This window comes from Actinomadura opuntiae, from assembly GCF_030283205.1.
Classification (GTDB): domain Bacteria; phylum Actinomycetota; class Actinomycetes; order Streptosporangiales; family Streptosporangiaceae; genus Spirillospora.
Window position 1 is genome coordinate 23,909 of the sequence record NZ_JASNWF010000028.1, and the last position, 15,920, is coordinate 39,828.

Sequence of the window (15,920 nt, forward strand, 5' to 3'; positions counted from 1 at the left end):
ACACCTCCTCACCACAGGCGGGTACCCGACGTCCGGGTTTCAACCGTCCGGGCGCGCCGGAGCCCGTCACCCGGGCGCGGCTCAGAAGCCGCGGGACTGGGAGATGGAGCCGGACGTGGCGAGGGTGAAGGTGCGCATCGACTCGGCGAAGTTGGACAGGTCCCACTCGGCGGGGCCCTCGTACCAGTAGAGGTTGTCGGCGCCCTCCGCGCGCTCGCCCGCGTCCTTGACCGTCTCCGCCCACTTCGGCACGACGCCGAAGACGACCGCGTACGGCAGGAAGCGGGAGAACAGCGCGATGCGCTGCTGGGAGGCGGTGTGGTCGGCGTCCGGGATCACGCCGCGCTCCAGGAACGCGCGGAAGCCGATCGTGTGCGCGAGGACGGTGGAGCCGCGGGCGGTCTTGGCGGGCATGTACTGGCCGCCGTACGCCAGCGCCGCCCCCGCGATGATCAGTGCGAGGCCGGCGAGCGCCCATTCGGTGGTGAGGGCGAGCGCGACCGTGGCGGCGACGCCGAGGACGGTCAGCGCGATGCCGACGACCGTCCACCGCGACCGGACGGTGTCGGGCCGCCGCGCGAACCAGCCCTGCTTCACCACGTCGTCGTACATCGCCGCGCGCACCTGGGCGAGCTTCGTGGCGAACGTACCGCCGAGCTCGGACAGTTTCACCGCGTCGCGCGGCGCGCCGTCCGGGCCGGTCATCAGCGCGTCCAGCAGGATCCGCTCGTAGGGGAGCAGGTCGACGACGGGGCGGCCGAGGCGGCGCAGCGTCCAGTCGAGGCGGCCGGTGCGGGCCCGGTCCTCCTCCTCGATCAGCAGGTAGCCGCGGACGGCGAGGTCCACGATCGTCGCGGTCACGTCGATCACGTCGGCCTGCTCGTCGATGAGCGTGCCGATCTGGCCGGGCCGTACCCCGTTCGGCGGTTCGAACTCGGCGCCGGCGACCGGCGCCTGGTCGCCCTCGGCGGCGTGCCTGCCGACGACCCGGGCGTCGCGCCCGCGCAGCAGGTAGAGGCCGAGGACGCCGCCGCCGAGCAGGACCAGCAGGCCGAGCAGGACGCCGCCGGTGACCGCGTTGACCGAGAACGCCGTCGCCACCGTGTGCCGCCGCTCGTAGATCGCGCGGCCGCCGGTGGTGCCGGCGGGCAGGCCCGCCACGACGGTGAGGTACTCGCCGGGCAGCATCTCCCGCTGGGTGTAGACGCCCTGCGTGTGGGCGTGGTTGGTGTAGAACTGCGTGCAGCCGATGGTGCTCTGCAGCGGCCCGGCGAAGCAGTTGACGCTGCGGATCATCGCGGTGGCCTCGACCGTCGCGGTGGCCTCGTCGACCGGGACCCGCCAGCCGCCGGCGGCGGCCCAGCGCAGCTCCTCGGCGGAGCCCGCCGGCGTGATCGCGCCGCGCAGGTCGTACTCGAGGACGACCGTGTGCCGGCCGGTCAGGTCGCCGCCGCCGGACACCTTGACCGTCGTGTCGGTCTCGCCGGTGGAGGTGGACACGCGCGTCGGCCCGCCGTCCGGGCTGGTGGCGCGCAGGGCGCCGAGCTTGTAGACGCGGTCCTGGGTGACGCTCTCGTGGCTGCGCGTGGGGAACGTCCGCTGGAATCGGGAGTGCCCGGCGAACTGGTAGACGATCGTCTCCTTGACGCGGATCACGCCGCCCTTGCCGGGGGTGAGGACGACGTCGTCCTTCAGCACCCGCTCGGCGGCGGCTACCTGCCCCGCGGCGGCTGCCTGCCCGGCGGCGGCGACCCGGCCGGCGGGGGCCGCGGCCCGCTCGTCCGCCGCGGCCGATGCGCAGGTGGCGAAGGTGAGGAGGGAACCGGTCGCCAGCGCGAGCACGACCGGCCGCAAACGACACAACGCCGCAAGAGCAGACATGGCCGCAAATGGTAGCGGCTCCGCGTGCGATGATTCTGCGCTATGGCAGGTCATTACCCCCCGTCGCCACCGCCGGCGCCTCCGTACGGTCCGCCTGCCTACGGCCCGCCGCCGCAGTACCGGTACGTCCCGCCGCGCCGGCCGCCGCGCCGCAGCGCCGGCGGGACGATCGCGGGCATCATCGGCGGGCTGACGGCGGTCGTCGTCTTCGGGATCCTCGGGTTCTCGCTGGTCGGCGGCGAGGGCGGCATCGGGAGCCACGTCCGTTCGGCGACGCCGCGGACGGCCTCCCGCGCCACGGCCACCGACAACAAGCTCTACGCCACGGGCGCGCTGACGCCGGTGCACTGCGCCCTGCCCCGCCTCGTCCCGGGCGCGGCGTCGATGCGGCGGTTCATGGACGTCCTGAGCGACTGCCTGGACGCATCGTGGAGCAGGCAGTTCAAGAAGGCCGGGATGCGGTTCGACACCCCGAACCGCGTCTTCTGGCAGACGCCGGGGACGAGCCCGTGCGGCAGCTATCCGGCGCCGGGCGCGTCGGCGTTCTATTGCCCGGCGAACAACACCATGTACGTGGGGTTGCGGAACGTGGTGGAGACGTCCGGCGGCGAGCCGCTGTCCCATTACGCGGTGTTCGCGCGGGTCGTCGCGCACGAGTACGGCCACCACGTCCAGGACCGCGCGGGCATCCTGCTGTACGGCGATGCCGAGATGGAGAAGGGCGACACCGCCACCCGCACCGAGGCGAGCCGCCGCATCGAGTTGCAGGCGCAGTGCTTCGCGGGCACGTTCCTCGGCGCGGAGCGCGCCACGCTGCCCATGACGCGCGCCCAGTACACCGCGATGATCATCGACGTGCGGGGGCGCGGCGACGAGCGGCTGCCGCCCGACCAGCGCGACCACGGGTCCGGACGGCACTACGCGGGCTGGGTGGTCACCGGCTTCAAGGGCCGCGGGCTGTCGGTCTGCAACACCTGGACGGTCCCGCCCTCCGACGTCAGCTGAGGTCCCCCGGCGGCCCGCGGCCCGGCGCATTACTCACCGGGGGTTGAGCACCGGTACTCATGCCCGCCGCGCCGCGCCGCCGCAGACTCGGGGCATGACGAACTCCACACCGCCGCCGCAGGCGAGCACCACCGCGTTCTTCATCCAGGCCGCCATCTCGTTCGCGGTCTCCAGCATGGCCGTCGTCGCAGGCGTGATCTACCTGCCGGTGAACGCGTGGGTCCGCGCGTTCCTCGCCCTCGGCGTGCTGTACGTGATCACCTCGACGTTCACGCTGGCCAAGTGCGTCCGCGACCGCCAGGAGAGCCAGGCCGTCGCCAGCCGCGTCGACAAGGCCCGCCTCGACAAGCTGCTCGCCGAGCACGACCCCTTCGCCACCCCGTCCGTGTGACGCGTCCGCACTCAGCGGCGCGCCGGCGGGCCGAACGCCTCTTCCCCGATCCACTCCACCAGCGCACGGTTCCGACCGGCCGTGACGCCGAGCACTCCCGCGCCGGGGGTCCCTTGCTGCCGCGAGGGGCCCCCGATCACTGCTTCCGGGCCCTTCCTATCCTCATACCGCTCGTGCCGGAGGTTGTGAGGGGACTCACGGCCGGGTGCTAGCTACGGCGCTTGCAATTGCAAGCACGATGACGCAGGGTGGAGACATGGCAAGTTCGAAGGTCGGCTCGATCGGGGAGTACATCCGGGAGCAGCGGACGCGCGCGAAGATCTCGCTGCGCCAGCTCGCGGACGTCTCGGGCATCTCCAACCCGTACCTGAGCCAGATCGAGCGCGGGCTGCGCAAGCCGAGCGCCGAGATCCTGCAGCAGATCGCCAAGGGGCTGCGGATCTCCGCCGAGGCGCTGTACGTGCAGGCCGGGATCCTGGAGGAGCGCGAGGCCGACACCGACGTGCAGGCCGCCGTCCGGGCCGACCTGCTGTTGACGGAGCGCCAGAAGCAGGTGCTGCTCGACATCTACGAGTCGTTCCGCAAGGAGAACGAAGCCACCGGCGTGTTCGGAGCGTCCGGGCACGACACACCAGAGCAGGATGGAAGGGAAGAGGTCGGATGACGCTGGCCAGCAGTCTCCGCGAGAACAAGGCCGTCTACGCCGTGGCCGGCGCCGGCGACCTCGCGGTCGAGAAGCTCCGCGAGGTCCCCGAGCAGGTGAACCGGTACCAGGGCAGGGCCCGCGAGGCCGCGACCAAGTACCAGGGCGGGATGCGCGAGACCGTCGAGCGCTACCGCGGCGAGGTCCGCAAGACCGTGGACCGCTACCGCGGCGAGGTCGGCCGGGTCCAGGAGCGCGTCGACCCGAAGGACCTGCCGGGCGCCGCGGTCGCGTACGTGACCCAGGTCGGCGCCCGCACCGTCGAGTTCATCGACGAGCTCACCGAGCGCGGCAAGCGCGTGGTGCACCGCGAGGCGGCCGAGGTCGCCGCGATCGCCGAGGCGGACGCCGAGCCCGCCCCGAAGACCCGCACCGCGCAGCCCAAGCGGACCGCGCCGGCGGCGCGCGCCAAGAAGAACAACGCCTGAGCAGCGGTTTCGGGGCCCGGCCGGGAACACCCGGCCGGGCCTTGACGTCTTTCCCTACGGGAGGTCCCCGGTTCCGGGAGTCCCGCGGATCCGGCCGCGGGGTGGACGGGCCGCATAGGGTTGGGACGCAAGGTGCGCGACGCGAGGTCGCCGTCCGAGACGAGCGGGAGTGCTGATCACCGATGGCGGACTTCAGTGTGCTGGACTACTTCTTCTGGCTGCTGCTGATCATCGCGTTCGTGATGGAGGCGTGGGCGCTGATCGACTCGCTGACCGTGCCGCAGGGCGCGTACGCCGCGGCGAGCAAGCTGACCAAGAAGCTGTGGATGATCATCCTGATCGTCGCGGCCGTGGTCGGCGCCGCCTACGCGGCCGCGCCCGCCGCGCTGGGCGCGCATCCGATCGGGCTGCTGCTCGGCATCCTGCCGGTCGCGGCGTTCATCGCCGCCGCCGTCTACCTGGCCGACGTCCGGCCCGCCGTCGCCCCCTTCAGGAAGCGCGGCGGCGGCCGCGGCAACACCAACATGGGCCCCTACGGCCCCTGGTAGAGCCACACGAACGGCGCATGACTGACGAGCCGGGCATCGGGAGCGGGCGCCTCCGCTCCCGATGCCCGGCGCTCTAGGGGGACGGCGCGTCCCACGGCCGGTTCAGCGCGTCGACGGAGACCAGGCCGTTCTCCACGATGCCGACGGCGCGGTCGAGGGCCGTCCGCATCGACAGCGGGTCGTAGCCGTGGCGCCGGCAGTGCACCACGACCGCCTGCATGCCGCCGACCGCGATGCCCGCCGCCGCCACGGCGTCGATCTCGTCGAGGTCGGGGCACAGGTCCCGTAGCAGGCCCTCGATCTTCTCTTGCGTGTCGGTGAGGCGCTGCAACGCGCGCGCCTGCAGGCTGGGGCGCTCCAGGATGAGCGCTATCTGCACCGGGCCGTACTCGCCATGCTCGCTGACGATTGCCTCCAGGACGGTCACGACGCCGCGCCGGATCGTCTCCATGGGCGACTCGCCGGGGACGCGGGCGGCCAGCCGTTCGGCGACCTCGGCGAGCCGGTCGTCGACCTCGGCGAAGACGACGTCCTCCTTGCTCGGGAAGTAGCCGAAGAAGGTGCGGGGCGCCACGTCGGCGGCGGCCGCGATGTCGGCGATCGTCGTCTCCTCGTAGCCGCGCTCGGCGAACAGCCGCAGCGCCGCGGACGCGATCGCGTGCCGGGTGCGGCGCTTCTTGCGCTCCCGCAGGCCGGTCCGCTCGTCCATGTGACGGACGTTACCACGGCTGCAAAGTTGCATCTATTGCAAATATGCACGCATAGTGTTTCGCTGCGGGCATGGCCGCATTCCTGGACGCACTGGGGCGTTTCTGCGTGCGTCAGCGGCGCACCGTCTTCGAGGTCTGGCTCGTGGTGATCCTCGGCGCCGGCGTCCTCGGCGTCGTCCACGGCGGCGTGTTCGTCCAGCAGAGCAGCCTGCCCGGCACCGAGACGCAGCGGGCGGTCGACACCCTCGCGCGCGACTTCCCGTCGCAGACCGGGCCCACCGCGACCGTCGTCTTCCACCAGACGCCGCAGGCGAGCCCGGCGGACTGGCGCGTCGCGCTGACCATCGGCCAGTCGATCGAGAACATCGGCAAGCTCCACCGCGTCGCGTTCGTGCAGAACCCCTACGTCCCCGGGATGGGCGGGCTCAAGGACGACAAGGCCGTCGTCGTCCAGCTCAACTTCACGGGCACGATGAGCGACCTCGGCACCGGCGACCTCGACCAGCTGCGCGAGGCGGTCGAGCCCGCGCGGATGGCCGGGCTGGACGTCAAGTTCGGCGGCATCGCCGCGATGATCCTCAACCAGCCGAAGAGCGGGCCGCAGGAGGCCGCCGGGATCGTGCTGGCGCTGCTCGTGCTGCTGCTGGCGTTCGGGTCGTTCCTCGCCGCCGGCATCCCGATCGTCGTGTCGCTGTGCGGGCTGGCCGTCGCCTACTCGCTGATCCACTTCGGCGCGTCGCTGCTCCAGATGGCGCCGACCGCCCCGATGGTCGCGGCCATGCTCGGCCTCGGCGCCGGCATCGACTACGCGCTGTTCATCGTCACCCGTTACCGGCAGCAGCTCGCCGACGGCGACGACGTCGAGACGGCCGTCGGGCGCGCCATGGCCCATTCCGGCCACGCCGTGGTGTTCGCCGGCGGGACGGTCGTGTTCGCGATCTGCGGGCTGTTCCTGTCCGGCATCGCGTTCATCGGGCGGATCGGGCTGGCCGCCGCCGTCGCCGTCGCGATCATGGTGGTGGCCGCGCTCACCCTGCTGCCCGCCGTGCTCGGCGCGCTCGGCCCGCGCATCGACCGGTACCGGCTGCCGCGCGTGCGCCCCGACCGCTCGTCCGTCCGCTGGATCGCGTGGGGCCGGCACGTCGACCGGCACGCCTGGCCGTACGCGGTCGTCGCGACGCTCGTGCTGCTCGGGCTGGCCGTCCCGACCCTCAGCCTGCGGTTCGGCGTGATGGCCGACAGCATGTCGTCGAAGAAGATGGAGGCGCGGCAGGCCTACGACATCGTCGCGCGGGAGTTCGGCGCGGGCCACTACAGCCCGTTCGTCGTCGTCGCGGAGGCGCCCGGACCGGAGAAGACCGCCAAGCGCAAGCCGCCGGTCGTGAAGGGGCCGGAAGGTCTCAGCGGACTCACCGGCCCGCCCGCCGGGCCGGCGCCGTCCGCCGCGCCGAGCGTCAAGGGCGCGCCCGACCCCGGCAAGAAGCCCGACAAGCAGGCCACGCTGATCGCGCAGGAGCTCGCGCAGCACATCTCCGAGGTCCCCGGCGTGGTGTTCGTGGGGGAGCCCGTCGTCACCGGGACCACCGCGATCCTGACGGTCGTCCCGCGCGACGCACCGCACGAGCAGTCGACCACCGACCTCGTCCACCGCATTCGCGACACCACGATCCCCGCCGTCCGGGACGCCCATCCCGGCGCCCGCGTCTACGTCGGCGGCGAGAACCCCGCGATCATCGACATCGCCGACACGGTCGGGGCGCGGATGAAGACGGTCGTCGTCGCCGTCGTCGGGGTCGCGCTGCTGCTGCTGGTCATCGCGTTCCGGTCGATCGTCGTCCCGGTCAAGGCCGCGCTGATGAACCTGCTGTCGATCGGCGCCTCGTTCGGCGTCGTCACCGCCGTGTTCCAGTGGGGCTGGGGCGTGCACCTGCTCGGCGTCGACCAGGCCATCCCGATCATGTCGTTCGTGCCGCTGTTCATGTTCGCGCTGATCTTCGGGCTGTCCATGGACTACGAGGTGTTCCTGCTGTCGCGGATCAAGGAGGAGTACGAGCGTTCCGGCGACCCGCACGAGAGCGTGGTGATCGGCATCGGCGCCACCGCCCGGCTGATCACCTCGGCCGCGCTCATCATGATCTTCGTGTTCGCCGGGTTCGTCCCGCAGCCGGACCCGACCGTCAAGATGATGGCGCTCGGCCTCGCCGTCGCCGTCGCGGTGGACGCGACGATCGTCCGGCTGGTTCTCGTCCCGGCGCTGATGAGCCTGCTCGGCCACGCGAACTGGTGGTGGCCCGGCCGCGGCCGCCCCGTCCCGCCGCCCCCGCCCTCCCCGGCCCCCGTCGCCGAGCAGCTGGAGCTCGAAGCCATCCCGTGATCCGCGATGAGTTCTGCGGCCGCCGCTGGTCTGACCTGGTAGCGAACACCATCGACCATCGGGAGCGGTGAACATGGGGAAGGTCAGCACGTGTCTGTGGTTCGACGGCCAGGCCGAGGAGGCGGCCGCGTTCTACACGTCCATCGTGAAGAACTCGCGGGTGATCGACACCGTGCCGTACGGCGAGGTGGGCCCGGGGGAGACGGGCTCGGCCATGCTCGTGCGGTTCGAGCTGGACGGGCAGCAGTTCGCGGGCCTCAACGGCGGCCCGCAGTTCACCTTCGACGAGGCGGTGTCCGTCCACATCCTCTGCGACTCCCAGGAGGAGATCGACGAGCTGTGGGAGAAGCTCACCGCCGACGGCGGTGAGGAGGGTCCGTGCGGGTGGCTGAAGGACAAGTACGGGCTGTCCTGGCAGATCGACTCGCGGGCGCTGTTCGAGATGATCACCTCGCCCGACCAGGGGGCGGCGGGCCGGGCCACCAAGGCGATGTTCACCATGAAGAAGCTGGACGTCCAGGCGCTCCAGGACGCCTTCGACGGCAAGTCCTGACCGCGCACCGCACCGCGGGGCCAGGCGCCCGGTGGGTCGCGCCTGGCCCGCGCCGCGGTGCGGACGCCGGCGGGTCGGTGAATCCGCCAGGGCCGCCGCGTCGATTCACGCGGACGTGCCCGGACGCCTGGTCGGGAACCCGCGGACGCGCGCGCCCACGACGGCGGCGAAGGCGGGCACCAGGAGCAGCAGGACGCTCCAGGGAAGGGACGCCGCGCCGAGCGAGTCGAGCAGGACGCCGCCGATGACCCCGCCCGCCGCCATGGCGACGTTCCACAGGGTGACCAGCATGGCCTGGGCGGCGTCGGCGCTCGGGCCTCCGGCGTCCGCGGCGGCCGTCTGCAGCAGCGTGGGGACGCCTCCCCAGCCGAGGCCCCACAGCAGCGCCGCCAGGTAGACGAGGGGCTCGGCGTGGGCCGGGACGGCGAGCACGGCGGCCGCGGCGCCGACCAGGAGGACGCTCGCGATGGTGAGCGTGCGCAGCCGCTGGTCGATGTGGATTCCGGTGAGCCAGATGCTCGCCAGCGAGGCGATCCCGAAGACCAGCAGCACCAGGTCGGTCGAGCCGCCCATGCCGATGTGCGCGAGGTAGGCGGCGATGTAGGCATAGATGACGGTGTGGGCCAGGACGAAGACCAGCGTGACGAAGAGGACCGGTGCCACCCCCGGGATGGCGAGCGCCCTCAGTATCCGGGGCCGTTCCTGCGCGCGCTGCCCCGGATGGTCCGGGACGGTCGCGGTGATCCAGGCGAGCAGGACGAGGGCGAGGGCCGTCATGATCAGGAAGGGCGTCCGCCAGCCGAGCGTCCGGCCGAGGAAGGTGCCGGCGGGGACGCCCACGGAGAGGGCGACCGGGATGCCGGCCATGGCGATGGCGACCGCCTTGCCCTGGAGGTGGGCCGGCGCCATGCGGCGGGCGTAGCCGGCCAGCAGCGCCCACGCGAGCCCGGCGGCCACCCCGGCGACGAACCGGGCGATCAGGGTCAGGGGGTAGTTGGACGACACGGCGGTGACCGTGTTGGCCGCGGCGAACCCGGCCATGGCCGCCAGCAGCAGCCGCTTGCGCCGCCATCCGGCTGTGGCGGCCGTCAGCGGGACGGCGGTGAGGGCGGTGCCGGCGGCGTAGACCGTCACCGTCTGCCCCGCGGCGGACTCGCCGACATGGAGGCTGTCGCTCATGCCGGTCAGGACGCCGGCGGGAAGGGTCTCGGTCAGGCTGGTGATGAAGACGGCCGTCGCCAGTGCCAGCAGCGCGGCCATGGGCAGCTTCTCGGTGGTGATCGGTGCCCGCAGGGAGGCGGGCCGATCGATGCTCTCGGTCGACATGGCGGTATGCTCAAACCTTCACATCGATGTGAAGGTCAATGTGAGGTGGTGCACATGCGCATCGGGCAGCTGTCCGCCGTGACCGGCGTCTCCCGCCGGCTCCTGCGCTACTACGAGGAGCAGGGCCTCATCGTCTCGGAGCGCTGCGCGAACGGCTACCGCGACTACTCCGAGCAGACCGTCGACCGCGTCCTGCAGATCCGCGGGCTCCTGGACGCAGGGCTGCCGACCCGCATTATCAAGCAGATCCTGCCCTGCCTCAACAAGCCCCGGCGCATCGTCTTCTCCGACGCCACCCCGGAAATGCTCGCGACCCTGGAGGGCGAGCTCGACCGGATGGACCGGCGCATCGAATGCCTCGCCCGCAACCGCGACGCCATTGCCGGCTACCTCGAAGAGGTCCGCGCCGCCGGCTCCGATCTCGAGGAGCAGCCTGGCCCGATTCGGATGCACGCGGCGGCCCGATGACCGACGGGAGCGTGGCGGCCGGGTTTCAGAGGGTCTGCTCGAGCGCCCTTTCGATGATCTCGGCGATCTGGAGTACCCGTGTCCGCCGCTCGGCGTCCGTGCGCTTGCCGGGGCTCTCCACGAGGTAGACGCCTATTTCGGCGTTCCGCAACGTGAAGATGATCTTTTCGCGATGGTCGTCACCGTATCCGTCGTCCTGGATCGTCGATTGCCGGACCGCGGCGTCTCCCAGGCCGGGAACCTTGGTCCAGTGCAGGAGCTCGGCCACCGTCGATCTCCGGGGGAGGCTGGCACGGACCGCCAGCTTTGCATCGACGGTCCGGTACGTTCCCTCGTCCCTGACGACGTTGCTCCACGTGCAGGAGTCGGCGTCGTCATGGTCCTGGTAGGGGCTCCAATCGAGGATCTCCGACTCTTTGGGGTTCGACATGAGCTCTTTGAGGATGGGCCCGTTCCTGACAACGGCGCAGGCATCCGGAATGGACTCGAACCTGTCCTTTGAATCCGCGTCGGATGACATCAGGAATGGGACGCTCACGCCGACCCCGGCGAGCACGAGGAGGACGAGAATCCCCGCCACGACCAGCGGACCCTTTCCCGGTTTCCCGGGTACCGGCCTTTCTGTCAGCGGTCTGGTCGGAGTGCGCCCGTCCTCGACGGCCTTCAGACCTTGCGCGGCGCGTCCCGAGTCCCAGCGCCTGTCCGGGTCTCTGTTCAGCAGTCCCCTGAGGACGGGTTCCAGCGCGCCGGATCGGACGAAAACGGGGTCGTCTCCCATGAGGAGTCGGCCGATGAGGACCTCCAGCTCATCGGCCTGAAAAGGCGGATGGCCCTCCACCGCCATGTAGAGGGTCGCCCCCAACGACCACAGATCCGAGGCCGGGCCCTGCGTGCCGGACCGGAACCGCTCGGGGGCCATGAAGACGGGCGTTCCGACGAACCCGCCCGTCCTGGTGTAGGCGGTGGCGTTGGACACCGCCGCGATCCCGAAGTCGGTGAGGATCGCGCGCCCGTCATCGGCGATCAGAACGTTGGCGGGCTTGACGTCGCGGTGCAGGATGCCCGCCTTGTGCGCGCAGTCCAGCGCGTCCAGCACGGTGAGCCCGACCTGGGCGGCCCGGGCCACGGGCAGCGGTCCGTCGGCGCGGACGATCTGCTCCAGGGAGCGGCCCCGGACGTACTGCATGACGATCCACGGGCTCTCCCCGTCCTCGACGACGTCGTGGACGTTGATGATCCCCGGATGGTCCAGCCTCGCGGCGGCGCGGGCCTCGCGCAGGAACCGTGCCTTCAGGGCGCCTCGGTCCTCCTCGGCCAGGTCATCGGGCACCTGCAGCCGTTTCATCGCCACCTGGCGCTCCAGGGCCCGGTCGTGCGCCTTCCACACGATCCCCATTCCGCCCCGGCCGATCTCCTCGTCGAGCCGGTAGCGGCCCGCGACCACGTCCCCTCTCACCACGGGACCGACTCTATCTCTTGCAAACGGCGGTGTTCGTTTGAACGCTCACCGTGCTGACGGACGGGCCCGCCTGCGGATCGTCGTCCCGCCGGCGATCAGCGCGTCCAGGTGGCGGTGGGTTCGTCGCTGTAGGCGTCGCTCGACCAGGTGGCACCGGTGACGGCGCTTCCCGGGGCGGCCAGGACGGGGGCGCAGGTGCGGTACGACTTGCCGGGCGGGAAGCTGTGGGTGTCCGGGTAGCCGTCGCACTTGGGGAACCGGCCCAGGACCGAGAGGCTTCTGGCCTGGCCGCCGTCCGCAAGGACGCCGCGCGGACCGTCCGGCATCGTCAGCGACAGGTCCGTCGTGCCCGCGTTCTTGATCACGGCGTGGATGTAGTACGGCACCATCTTCCTGGCGTCGCCGCTGAGGTCCAGGCCGGACAGGTCGGCGGCGCGGCCCTTGGTGATGCCGGTCACGGTGATCTGCAGCTTGCCCTTCTTGTCGTTGTAAGCGAAGTCCATCACGGCGGGCTGCCCGAACTTCAGCGTCCTGTTCGCCTGCGGTGCGGCGGCGCTCGCGGAGGGCGAGGACGAGGGCGTCCGGGCGGCCGAAGGCTTGGCGTCGGAGTCGCCACCTGACGACCCGCATCCGGCCAGGACCAGGCCGGTGACTGCGAGGGCGGCGACGCTGCGGGGAGCGGTTCTCGAACGTGGCATAACGGCCGATGAGTGTATTGGACGACGTGGCTAGGGTGAATTCCGCAGTGGGAGACGGGAGGTCGCGGTGGCCGAGACGACACCGGCCGAGGTGATGGCCGAGCTCGCCGAACTCGAAGACCCGAAGATCCGCGAGGTCAACGAGAGGCACGGCGACGACCACGGCGTGAACCTCGGCAAGCTGCGCGCCCTCGCGAAGCGGCTGAAGACGCAGCACGAACTCGCCCGCGGCCTCTGGAAGACGGGCGACTCCGCGGCGCGGCTGCTGGCGCTGCTGATCTGCCGTCCGAAGGCGTTCGAGCGCGACGAGCTGGACGCCATGCTCCGCGAGGCGCGCACGCCCAAGGTGCACGACTGGCTCGTGAACTACGCGGTGAAGAAGAACCGGCACTCCGAAGAACTGCGCGCAGCCTGGATGGCCGATCCGGATCCGGTGGTCGCGAGCGCCGGCTGGGCGCTGACCACCGAACGCGTGGCGAAGAAATCCGAGGGCCTCGACCTTCCCGCGCTGCTCGACGTCATCGAAGCGGAGATGAAGGGCGCCCCCGACCGCCTCCAATGGGCGATGAACCACTGCCTGGCCCAGATCGGGATCGAGCACGCCGAGTACCGCGCCCGTGCCATCGACATCGGCGAACGCCTCGAAGTGCTCAAGGACTACCCGACCTCCCCGGGCTGCACCTCGCCGTTCGCGCCCACCTGGATCACGGAAATGGTCCGCCGCCAGCGCGGTTAGGCGTCCGCCTGGCTCGTCCAGCGGTCGTCAGGAGGTGCGAGCCTCGTAGTTCTCGCGGTTTTCGAGGACCTCGGCCATGTGCGTCTGCGCCCAGTTCCTGAGCCCGCGCGTCATGTGGTGCAGCGAGAGGCCGAGGTCGGTCAGCTCGTAGGAGACGGTGACCGGGACGGTCGGCGTCACGGTACGGGTGAGCAGACCATCGCGCTCCAGCGACCGGAGCGTCTGGGTCAGCATCTTCTGGCTGACCCCGGCCACGAGACGGGAGATCTCGGAGTAGCGCATTCCCTTCGGAGCGTCTGTGTGTGCCGCACCGGACCGGCCGGCGCTGTTGTCGCCGCCCAGCGCACACAGGATCAGGACGACCCACTTGTCCGAGATCCGGTCGAGCAGCTGCCGGCTGGGGCACCCCGCCAGGAACGCGTTGTACTCCACCTTGGCCTGAGCCCTCTTCTCGGCCGCCTTCATCGTCGTCACTGATCGCACCTCTCACCGGTGGACGGGTTACGCACTCCAAGGTACCTACTTCCCAACAGGGAGTTCCTCTCCCATGCTGATGGAGGGGAGGCCGCATGCGCCACCCCTCAACGGAACGACGAAAGGCACCAGGATGAGCACACCCTCCCTCTCCCTTCCCGGCGGCACCTGGACCCTGGGCGACCTGACCGTCACCCGGTTCGGCTACGGCGCCATGCAGCTGGCCGGCCCGTGGGTCATGGGTCCGCCCGCCGATCGCGAGGGCGCCCTGGCCGTTCTGCGTGAAGCGGTCGCCGCCGGTATCACCCACATCGACACCAGCGACGCCTACGGGCCGCGGGTCACCAACGAGCTGATCCGCGAGGCACTGCACCCCTATCCCGAGACCCTGCACATCGTGACCAAGGTGGGCGCGACCCGCGACGACCAGGGCGGCTGGCCTCCGGCCCGGCGCCCCGAGGATCTGCGCCGCCAGGTCCACGACAACCTCGAGTCCCTGCGGCTCGACGTGCTCGACCTGGTCAACCTCCGACTCGGCAACGCCGAAGGACCCCAGCCCGGCTCGCTCGCCGAGGCGTTCGAGACGCTCGTCGAACTCCAACAGGATGGCCTGATCCGCCACCTCGGAGTCAGCAACGCCACCGAGGAGCAGGTCACCGAGGCACAGAGCATCGCGCCGATCGTGTGCGTGCAGAACATGTACAACCTCGCCCACCGCCACGACGACAAGCTCATCGACCGGCTCGCCGCCGACGGCGTCGCATACGTGCCCTTCTTCCCCCTCGGTGGCTTCACCCCGCTTCAGTCATCGGCGCTCTCGGCGGTCGCCGCTCGACTGGAGGCGACACCGATGTCCGTCGCACTGGCCTGGCTACTGCAGCGGTCACCGAACATCCTGCTCATCCCCGGCACGTCGTCGACGGCACACCTACGCGAGAACATCGCCGGCGCGGGACTCTCCCTCTCCCCTGAAGACCTGACCGAACTGGACGCCATCGGCCGCTGAACACCCCAGCGCAGAACGGCCCCCACCAGGCCGGACGGCTGCGGCCGCCTAAGCATTCGCACCGGGTAGCCGGCGAGGGCGTACCCCGGGTCACCCCGCCCCGTCGGCACCGGCCACCCCTTGCACCCCTTGCTGACGTTCCGGCGGACCTTGCTCGCCATGGTGACGTAGCCACCAGCGCCGGGCGGTCCCCGATACCGGACCAACAAGATCAAGCGACACGTACGGAGCTATATGCTGACCTGCGAAGACTTTGCCTGGCAAGATCGATCAGGGTGACGGGACAGCAATGCCGACTCACGAGTGGACCATGGCCAATGATGAATACGGCTCGCGTCCGCGCCCCAGGCGGAAGACTTTCCTGATCGTCACCTTGGGTCTGGCGGGGCTCGTGGGACTACTCGCCGTGCTCTACCTGACCGGTGCGCAAGGAGGGAGCACCTCGTCCCTTGGCCCTAAGAGCTACAACGCCCACGTCGCGTGCCAGGTGAACACGACCGGATCGCAGGGCACGGTAACGATCAACGGCACGATCACAGGCGGTGCGACGAGCTACTCGGTCACCGTCGAGGTTCTGGACAAAGCCTCTCACCAGCAGATCGGCCTTCAGACCTTCAAGGTTCAAGGTTCGGACACCTTCGAAGGAACCACCACGGCGCAAGCTCCGATCGGCCCCGCAGGCATTGAATGCAAGATCGTCAAGGTCGCCTAACCGGGCCTTTTGCCCTGCGATTTCTGCTCGATCAGTGCACAGACTCCGCGCCGGGTAGGAATGTTCGCCGGTGAGGCGAGCATTGCGGCATGAGCCAGCCCAGGGTGCGCTCAAGGTCCCAGCGGCGCGAGAGCTGGTCGGTCAGTGTGGTTCCGACGATCGCGTCCTGGACGACGGTAGCGGTGGCCGGGACTGCCGACAGTGGTCTTCTTGGCGGCGTTGATGATGCCAGCGGAGGGCTCGGTGGTGCGGCCCTCATGGACGCCGACCAGGCGGTGCAGCAGCCTGGACGCCCGGGTGAAGACTTCGTCGTCGCGCCATGCTGGAGGCGGTCTGCCAGGGCGGGTGGTCCTGCAGGAGACAGCGTCAGGGGAAGCCGGTGCGATCACGGTAGGAGACGGCGTCCATGACGGTGCGCAGCTCGTGTCCGGGTGGGCGGCCGATGCGC

At 70.7% G+C, this 15,920-nt stretch carries 17 protein-coding genes; 11 read left to right on the forward strand and 6 right to left on the reverse strand.

The window, feature by feature from the left end:
- Window positions 1-81: 81 nt before the first annotated feature.
- Window positions 82-1,881 (reverse strand): DUF2207 domain-containing protein, encoded by a 1,800-nt coding sequence (locus QP089_RS41920; RefSeq protein WP_285920009.1) that lies wholly within the window; start codon window positions 1,879-1,881, stop codon window positions 82-84.
- Window positions 1,882-1,923: 42 nt separating this feature from the next.
- Here QP089_RS41920 and QP089_RS41925 point away from each other — a divergent pair, with 42 nt between their 5' ends.
- The 5 genes from QP089_RS41925 to QP089_RS41945 all read left to right on the forward strand — a co-directional run bounded on the left by QP089_RS41925 (window position 1,924) and on the right by QP089_RS41945 (window position 4,956).
- Complete coding sequence (locus QP089_RS41925; protein ID WP_285920011.1) at window positions 1,924-2,886, forward strand: neutral zinc metallopeptidase; 963 nt, start codon at window positions 1,924-1,926, stop codon at window positions 2,884-2,886.
- A gap of 94 nt (window positions 2,887-2,980) precedes the next feature.
- Complete coding sequence (locus QP089_RS41930) at window positions 2,981-3,277, forward strand: YiaA/YiaB family inner membrane protein (RefSeq protein WP_285920013.1); 297 nt, start codon at window positions 2,981-2,983, stop codon at window positions 3,275-3,277.
- Between the two features lie 256 nt (window positions 3,278-3,533).
- Window positions 3,534-3,941: a helix-turn-helix domain-containing protein gene (locus QP089_RS41935; protein ID WP_285920015.1), complete on the forward strand. Its 408-nt coding sequence runs from the start codon at window positions 3,534-3,536 to the stop codon at window positions 3,939-3,941.
- Window positions 3,938-4,408: a hypothetical protein gene (locus QP089_RS41940; protein WP_285920017.1), complete on the forward strand. Its 471-nt coding sequence runs from the start codon at window positions 3,938-3,940 to the stop codon at window positions 4,406-4,408. Before QP089_RS41935 ends, QP089_RS41940 begins: the two co-directional genes overlap by 4 nt.
- Before the next feature lie 182 nt (window positions 4,409-4,590).
- A complete protein-coding gene (locus QP089_RS41945; RefSeq protein WP_285920018.1) occupies window positions 4,591-4,956 on the forward strand; it encodes a DUF2516 family protein in 366 nt (121 codons plus the stop codon).
- A gap of 73 nt (window positions 4,957-5,029) precedes the next feature.
- On the opposite strand, the gene QP089_RS41950 is transcribed toward QP089_RS41945, so the two are convergent.
- Window positions 5,030-5,665, reverse strand: a complete 636-nt coding sequence (locus QP089_RS41950; protein ID WP_285920020.1) for a TetR family transcriptional regulator — start codon at window positions 5,663-5,665, stop codon at window positions 5,030-5,032.
- A gap of 71 nt (window positions 5,666-5,736) precedes the next feature.
- Between QP089_RS41950 and QP089_RS41955 the strand changes: the two genes are divergently transcribed.
- Window positions 5,737-8,040 (forward strand): MMPL family transporter, encoded by a 2,304-nt coding sequence (locus QP089_RS41955; RefSeq protein WP_285920023.1) that lies wholly within the window; start codon window positions 5,737-5,739, stop codon window positions 8,038-8,040.
- Between the two features lie 73 nt (window positions 8,041-8,113).
- A complete protein-coding gene (locus tag QP089_RS41960; RefSeq protein WP_285920025.1) occupies window positions 8,114-8,593 on the forward strand; it encodes a VOC family protein in 480 nt (159 codons plus the stop codon).
- Between the two features lie 105 nt (window positions 8,594-8,698).
- Here the strand turns inward: QP089_RS41960 and QP089_RS41965 are convergent, their stop codons facing one another.
- Window positions 8,699-9,919 (reverse strand): MFS transporter, encoded by a 1,221-nt coding sequence (locus QP089_RS41965; protein WP_285920026.1) that lies wholly within the window; start codon window positions 9,917-9,919, stop codon window positions 8,699-8,701.
- Between the two features lie 54 nt (window positions 9,920-9,973).
- On the opposite strand from QP089_RS41965, the gene QP089_RS41970 reads away from it, so the two are divergent.
- Complete coding sequence (locus QP089_RS41970) at window positions 9,974-10,387, forward strand: MerR family transcriptional regulator (RefSeq protein ID WP_285920028.1); 414 nt, start codon at window positions 9,974-9,976, stop codon at window positions 10,385-10,387.
- A gap of 25 nt (window positions 10,388-10,412) precedes the next feature.
- Here the strand turns inward: QP089_RS41970 and QP089_RS41975 are convergent, their stop codons facing one another.
- Entirely contained in the window at window positions 10,413-11,846 is a 1,434-nt protein-coding gene (locus QP089_RS41975; RefSeq protein WP_285920030.1) for a serine/threonine-protein kinase, read from the reverse strand.
- A 95-nt stretch (window positions 11,847-11,941) separates the two neighbouring features.
- A complete protein-coding gene (locus QP089_RS41980; protein WP_285920033.1) occupies window positions 11,942-12,544 on the reverse strand; it encodes a hypothetical protein in 603 nt (200 codons plus the stop codon).
- Window positions 12,545-12,611: 67 nt separating this feature from the next.
- Between QP089_RS41980 and QP089_RS41985 the strand changes: the two genes are divergently transcribed.
- On the forward strand, window positions 12,612-13,280 hold the full coding sequence (locus tag QP089_RS41985) for a DNA alkylation repair protein (protein WP_285920035.1): 669 nt from the start codon (window positions 12,612-12,614) through the stop codon (window positions 13,278-13,280).
- A 27-nt stretch (window positions 13,281-13,307) separates the two neighbouring features.
- Here QP089_RS41985 and QP089_RS41990 read toward each other — a convergent pair whose 3' ends face one another.
- Window positions 13,308-13,745, reverse strand: a complete 438-nt coding sequence (locus QP089_RS41990; protein ID WP_353070678.1) for a winged helix-turn-helix transcriptional regulator — start codon at window positions 13,743-13,745, stop codon at window positions 13,308-13,310.
- A 142-nt stretch (window positions 13,746-13,887) separates the two neighbouring features.
- Between QP089_RS41990 and QP089_RS41995 the strand changes: the two genes are divergently transcribed.
- Both QP089_RS41995 and QP089_RS42000 read left to right on the forward strand, forming a co-directional pair.
- Window positions 13,888-14,760: an aldo/keto reductase family oxidoreductase gene (locus tag QP089_RS41995; RefSeq protein ID WP_285920182.1), complete on the forward strand. Its 873-nt coding sequence runs from the start codon at window positions 13,888-13,890 to the stop codon at window positions 14,758-14,760.
- Between the two features lie 310 nt (window positions 14,761-15,070).
- On the forward strand, window positions 15,071-15,472 hold the full coding sequence (locus QP089_RS42000) for a hypothetical protein (RefSeq protein WP_285920039.1): 402 nt from the start codon (window positions 15,071-15,073) through the stop codon (window positions 15,470-15,472).
- Window positions 15,473-15,920 lie beyond the last annotated feature (448 nt).

Bases quoted from the DNA above. Each gene is read 5' to 3' on its own strand.
- QP089_RS41995 (WP_285920182.1), top strand. From the start codon at position 13,888: ATGAGCACACCCTCCCTCTCCCTTCCCGGCGGCACCTGGACCCTGGGC.
- QP089_RS41920 (WP_285920009.1), bottom strand. From the start codon at position 1,881: ATGTCTGCTCTTGCGGCGTTGTGTCGTTTGCGGCCGGTCGTGCTCGCG.
- QP089_RS41935 (WP_285920015.1), top strand. From the start codon at position 3,534: ATGGCAAGTTCGAAGGTCGGCTCGATCGGGGAGTACATCCGGGAGCAG.
- QP089_RS42000 (WP_285920039.1), top strand. From the start codon at position 15,071: ATGGCCAATGATGAATACGGCTCGCGTCCGCGCCCCAGGCGGAAGACT.
- QP089_RS41970 (WP_285920028.1), top strand. From the start codon at position 9,974: ATGCGCATCGGGCAGCTGTCCGCCGTGACCGGCGTCTCCCGCCGGCTC.
- QP089_RS41960 (WP_285920025.1), top strand. From the start codon at position 8,114: ATGGGGAAGGTCAGCACGTGTCTGTGGTTCGACGGCCAGGCCGAGGAG.
- QP089_RS41950 (WP_285920020.1), bottom strand. From the start codon at position 5,665: ATGGACGAGCGGACCGGCCTGCGGGAGCGCAAGAAGCGCCGCACCCGG.
- QP089_RS41980 (WP_285920033.1), bottom strand. From the start codon at position 12,544: ATGCCACGTTCGAGAACCGCTCCCCGCAGCGTCGCCGCCCTCGCAGTC.
- QP089_RS41990 (WP_353070678.1), bottom strand. From the start codon at position 13,745: ATGAAGGCGGCCGAGAAGAGGGCTCAGGCCAAGGTGGAGTACAACGCG.
- QP089_RS41940 (WP_285920017.1), top strand. From the start codon at position 3,938: ATGACGCTGGCCAGCAGTCTCCGCGAGAACAAGGCCGTCTACGCCGTG.
- QP089_RS41945 (WP_285920018.1), top strand. From the start codon at position 4,591: ATGGCGGACTTCAGTGTGCTGGACTACTTCTTCTGGCTGCTGCTGATC.
- QP089_RS41930 (WP_285920013.1), top strand. From the start codon at position 2,981: ATGACGAACTCCACACCGCCGCCGCAGGCGAGCACCACCGCGTTCTTC.
- QP089_RS41965 (WP_285920026.1), bottom strand. From the start codon at position 9,919: ATGTCGACCGAGAGCATCGATCGGCCCGCCTCCCTGCGGGCACCGATC.
- QP089_RS41955 (WP_285920023.1), top strand. From the start codon at position 5,737: ATGGCCGCATTCCTGGACGCACTGGGGCGTTTCTGCGTGCGTCAGCGG.
- QP089_RS41925 (WP_285920011.1), top strand. From the start codon at position 1,924: ATGGCAGGTCATTACCCCCCGTCGCCACCGCCGGCGCCTCCGTACGGT.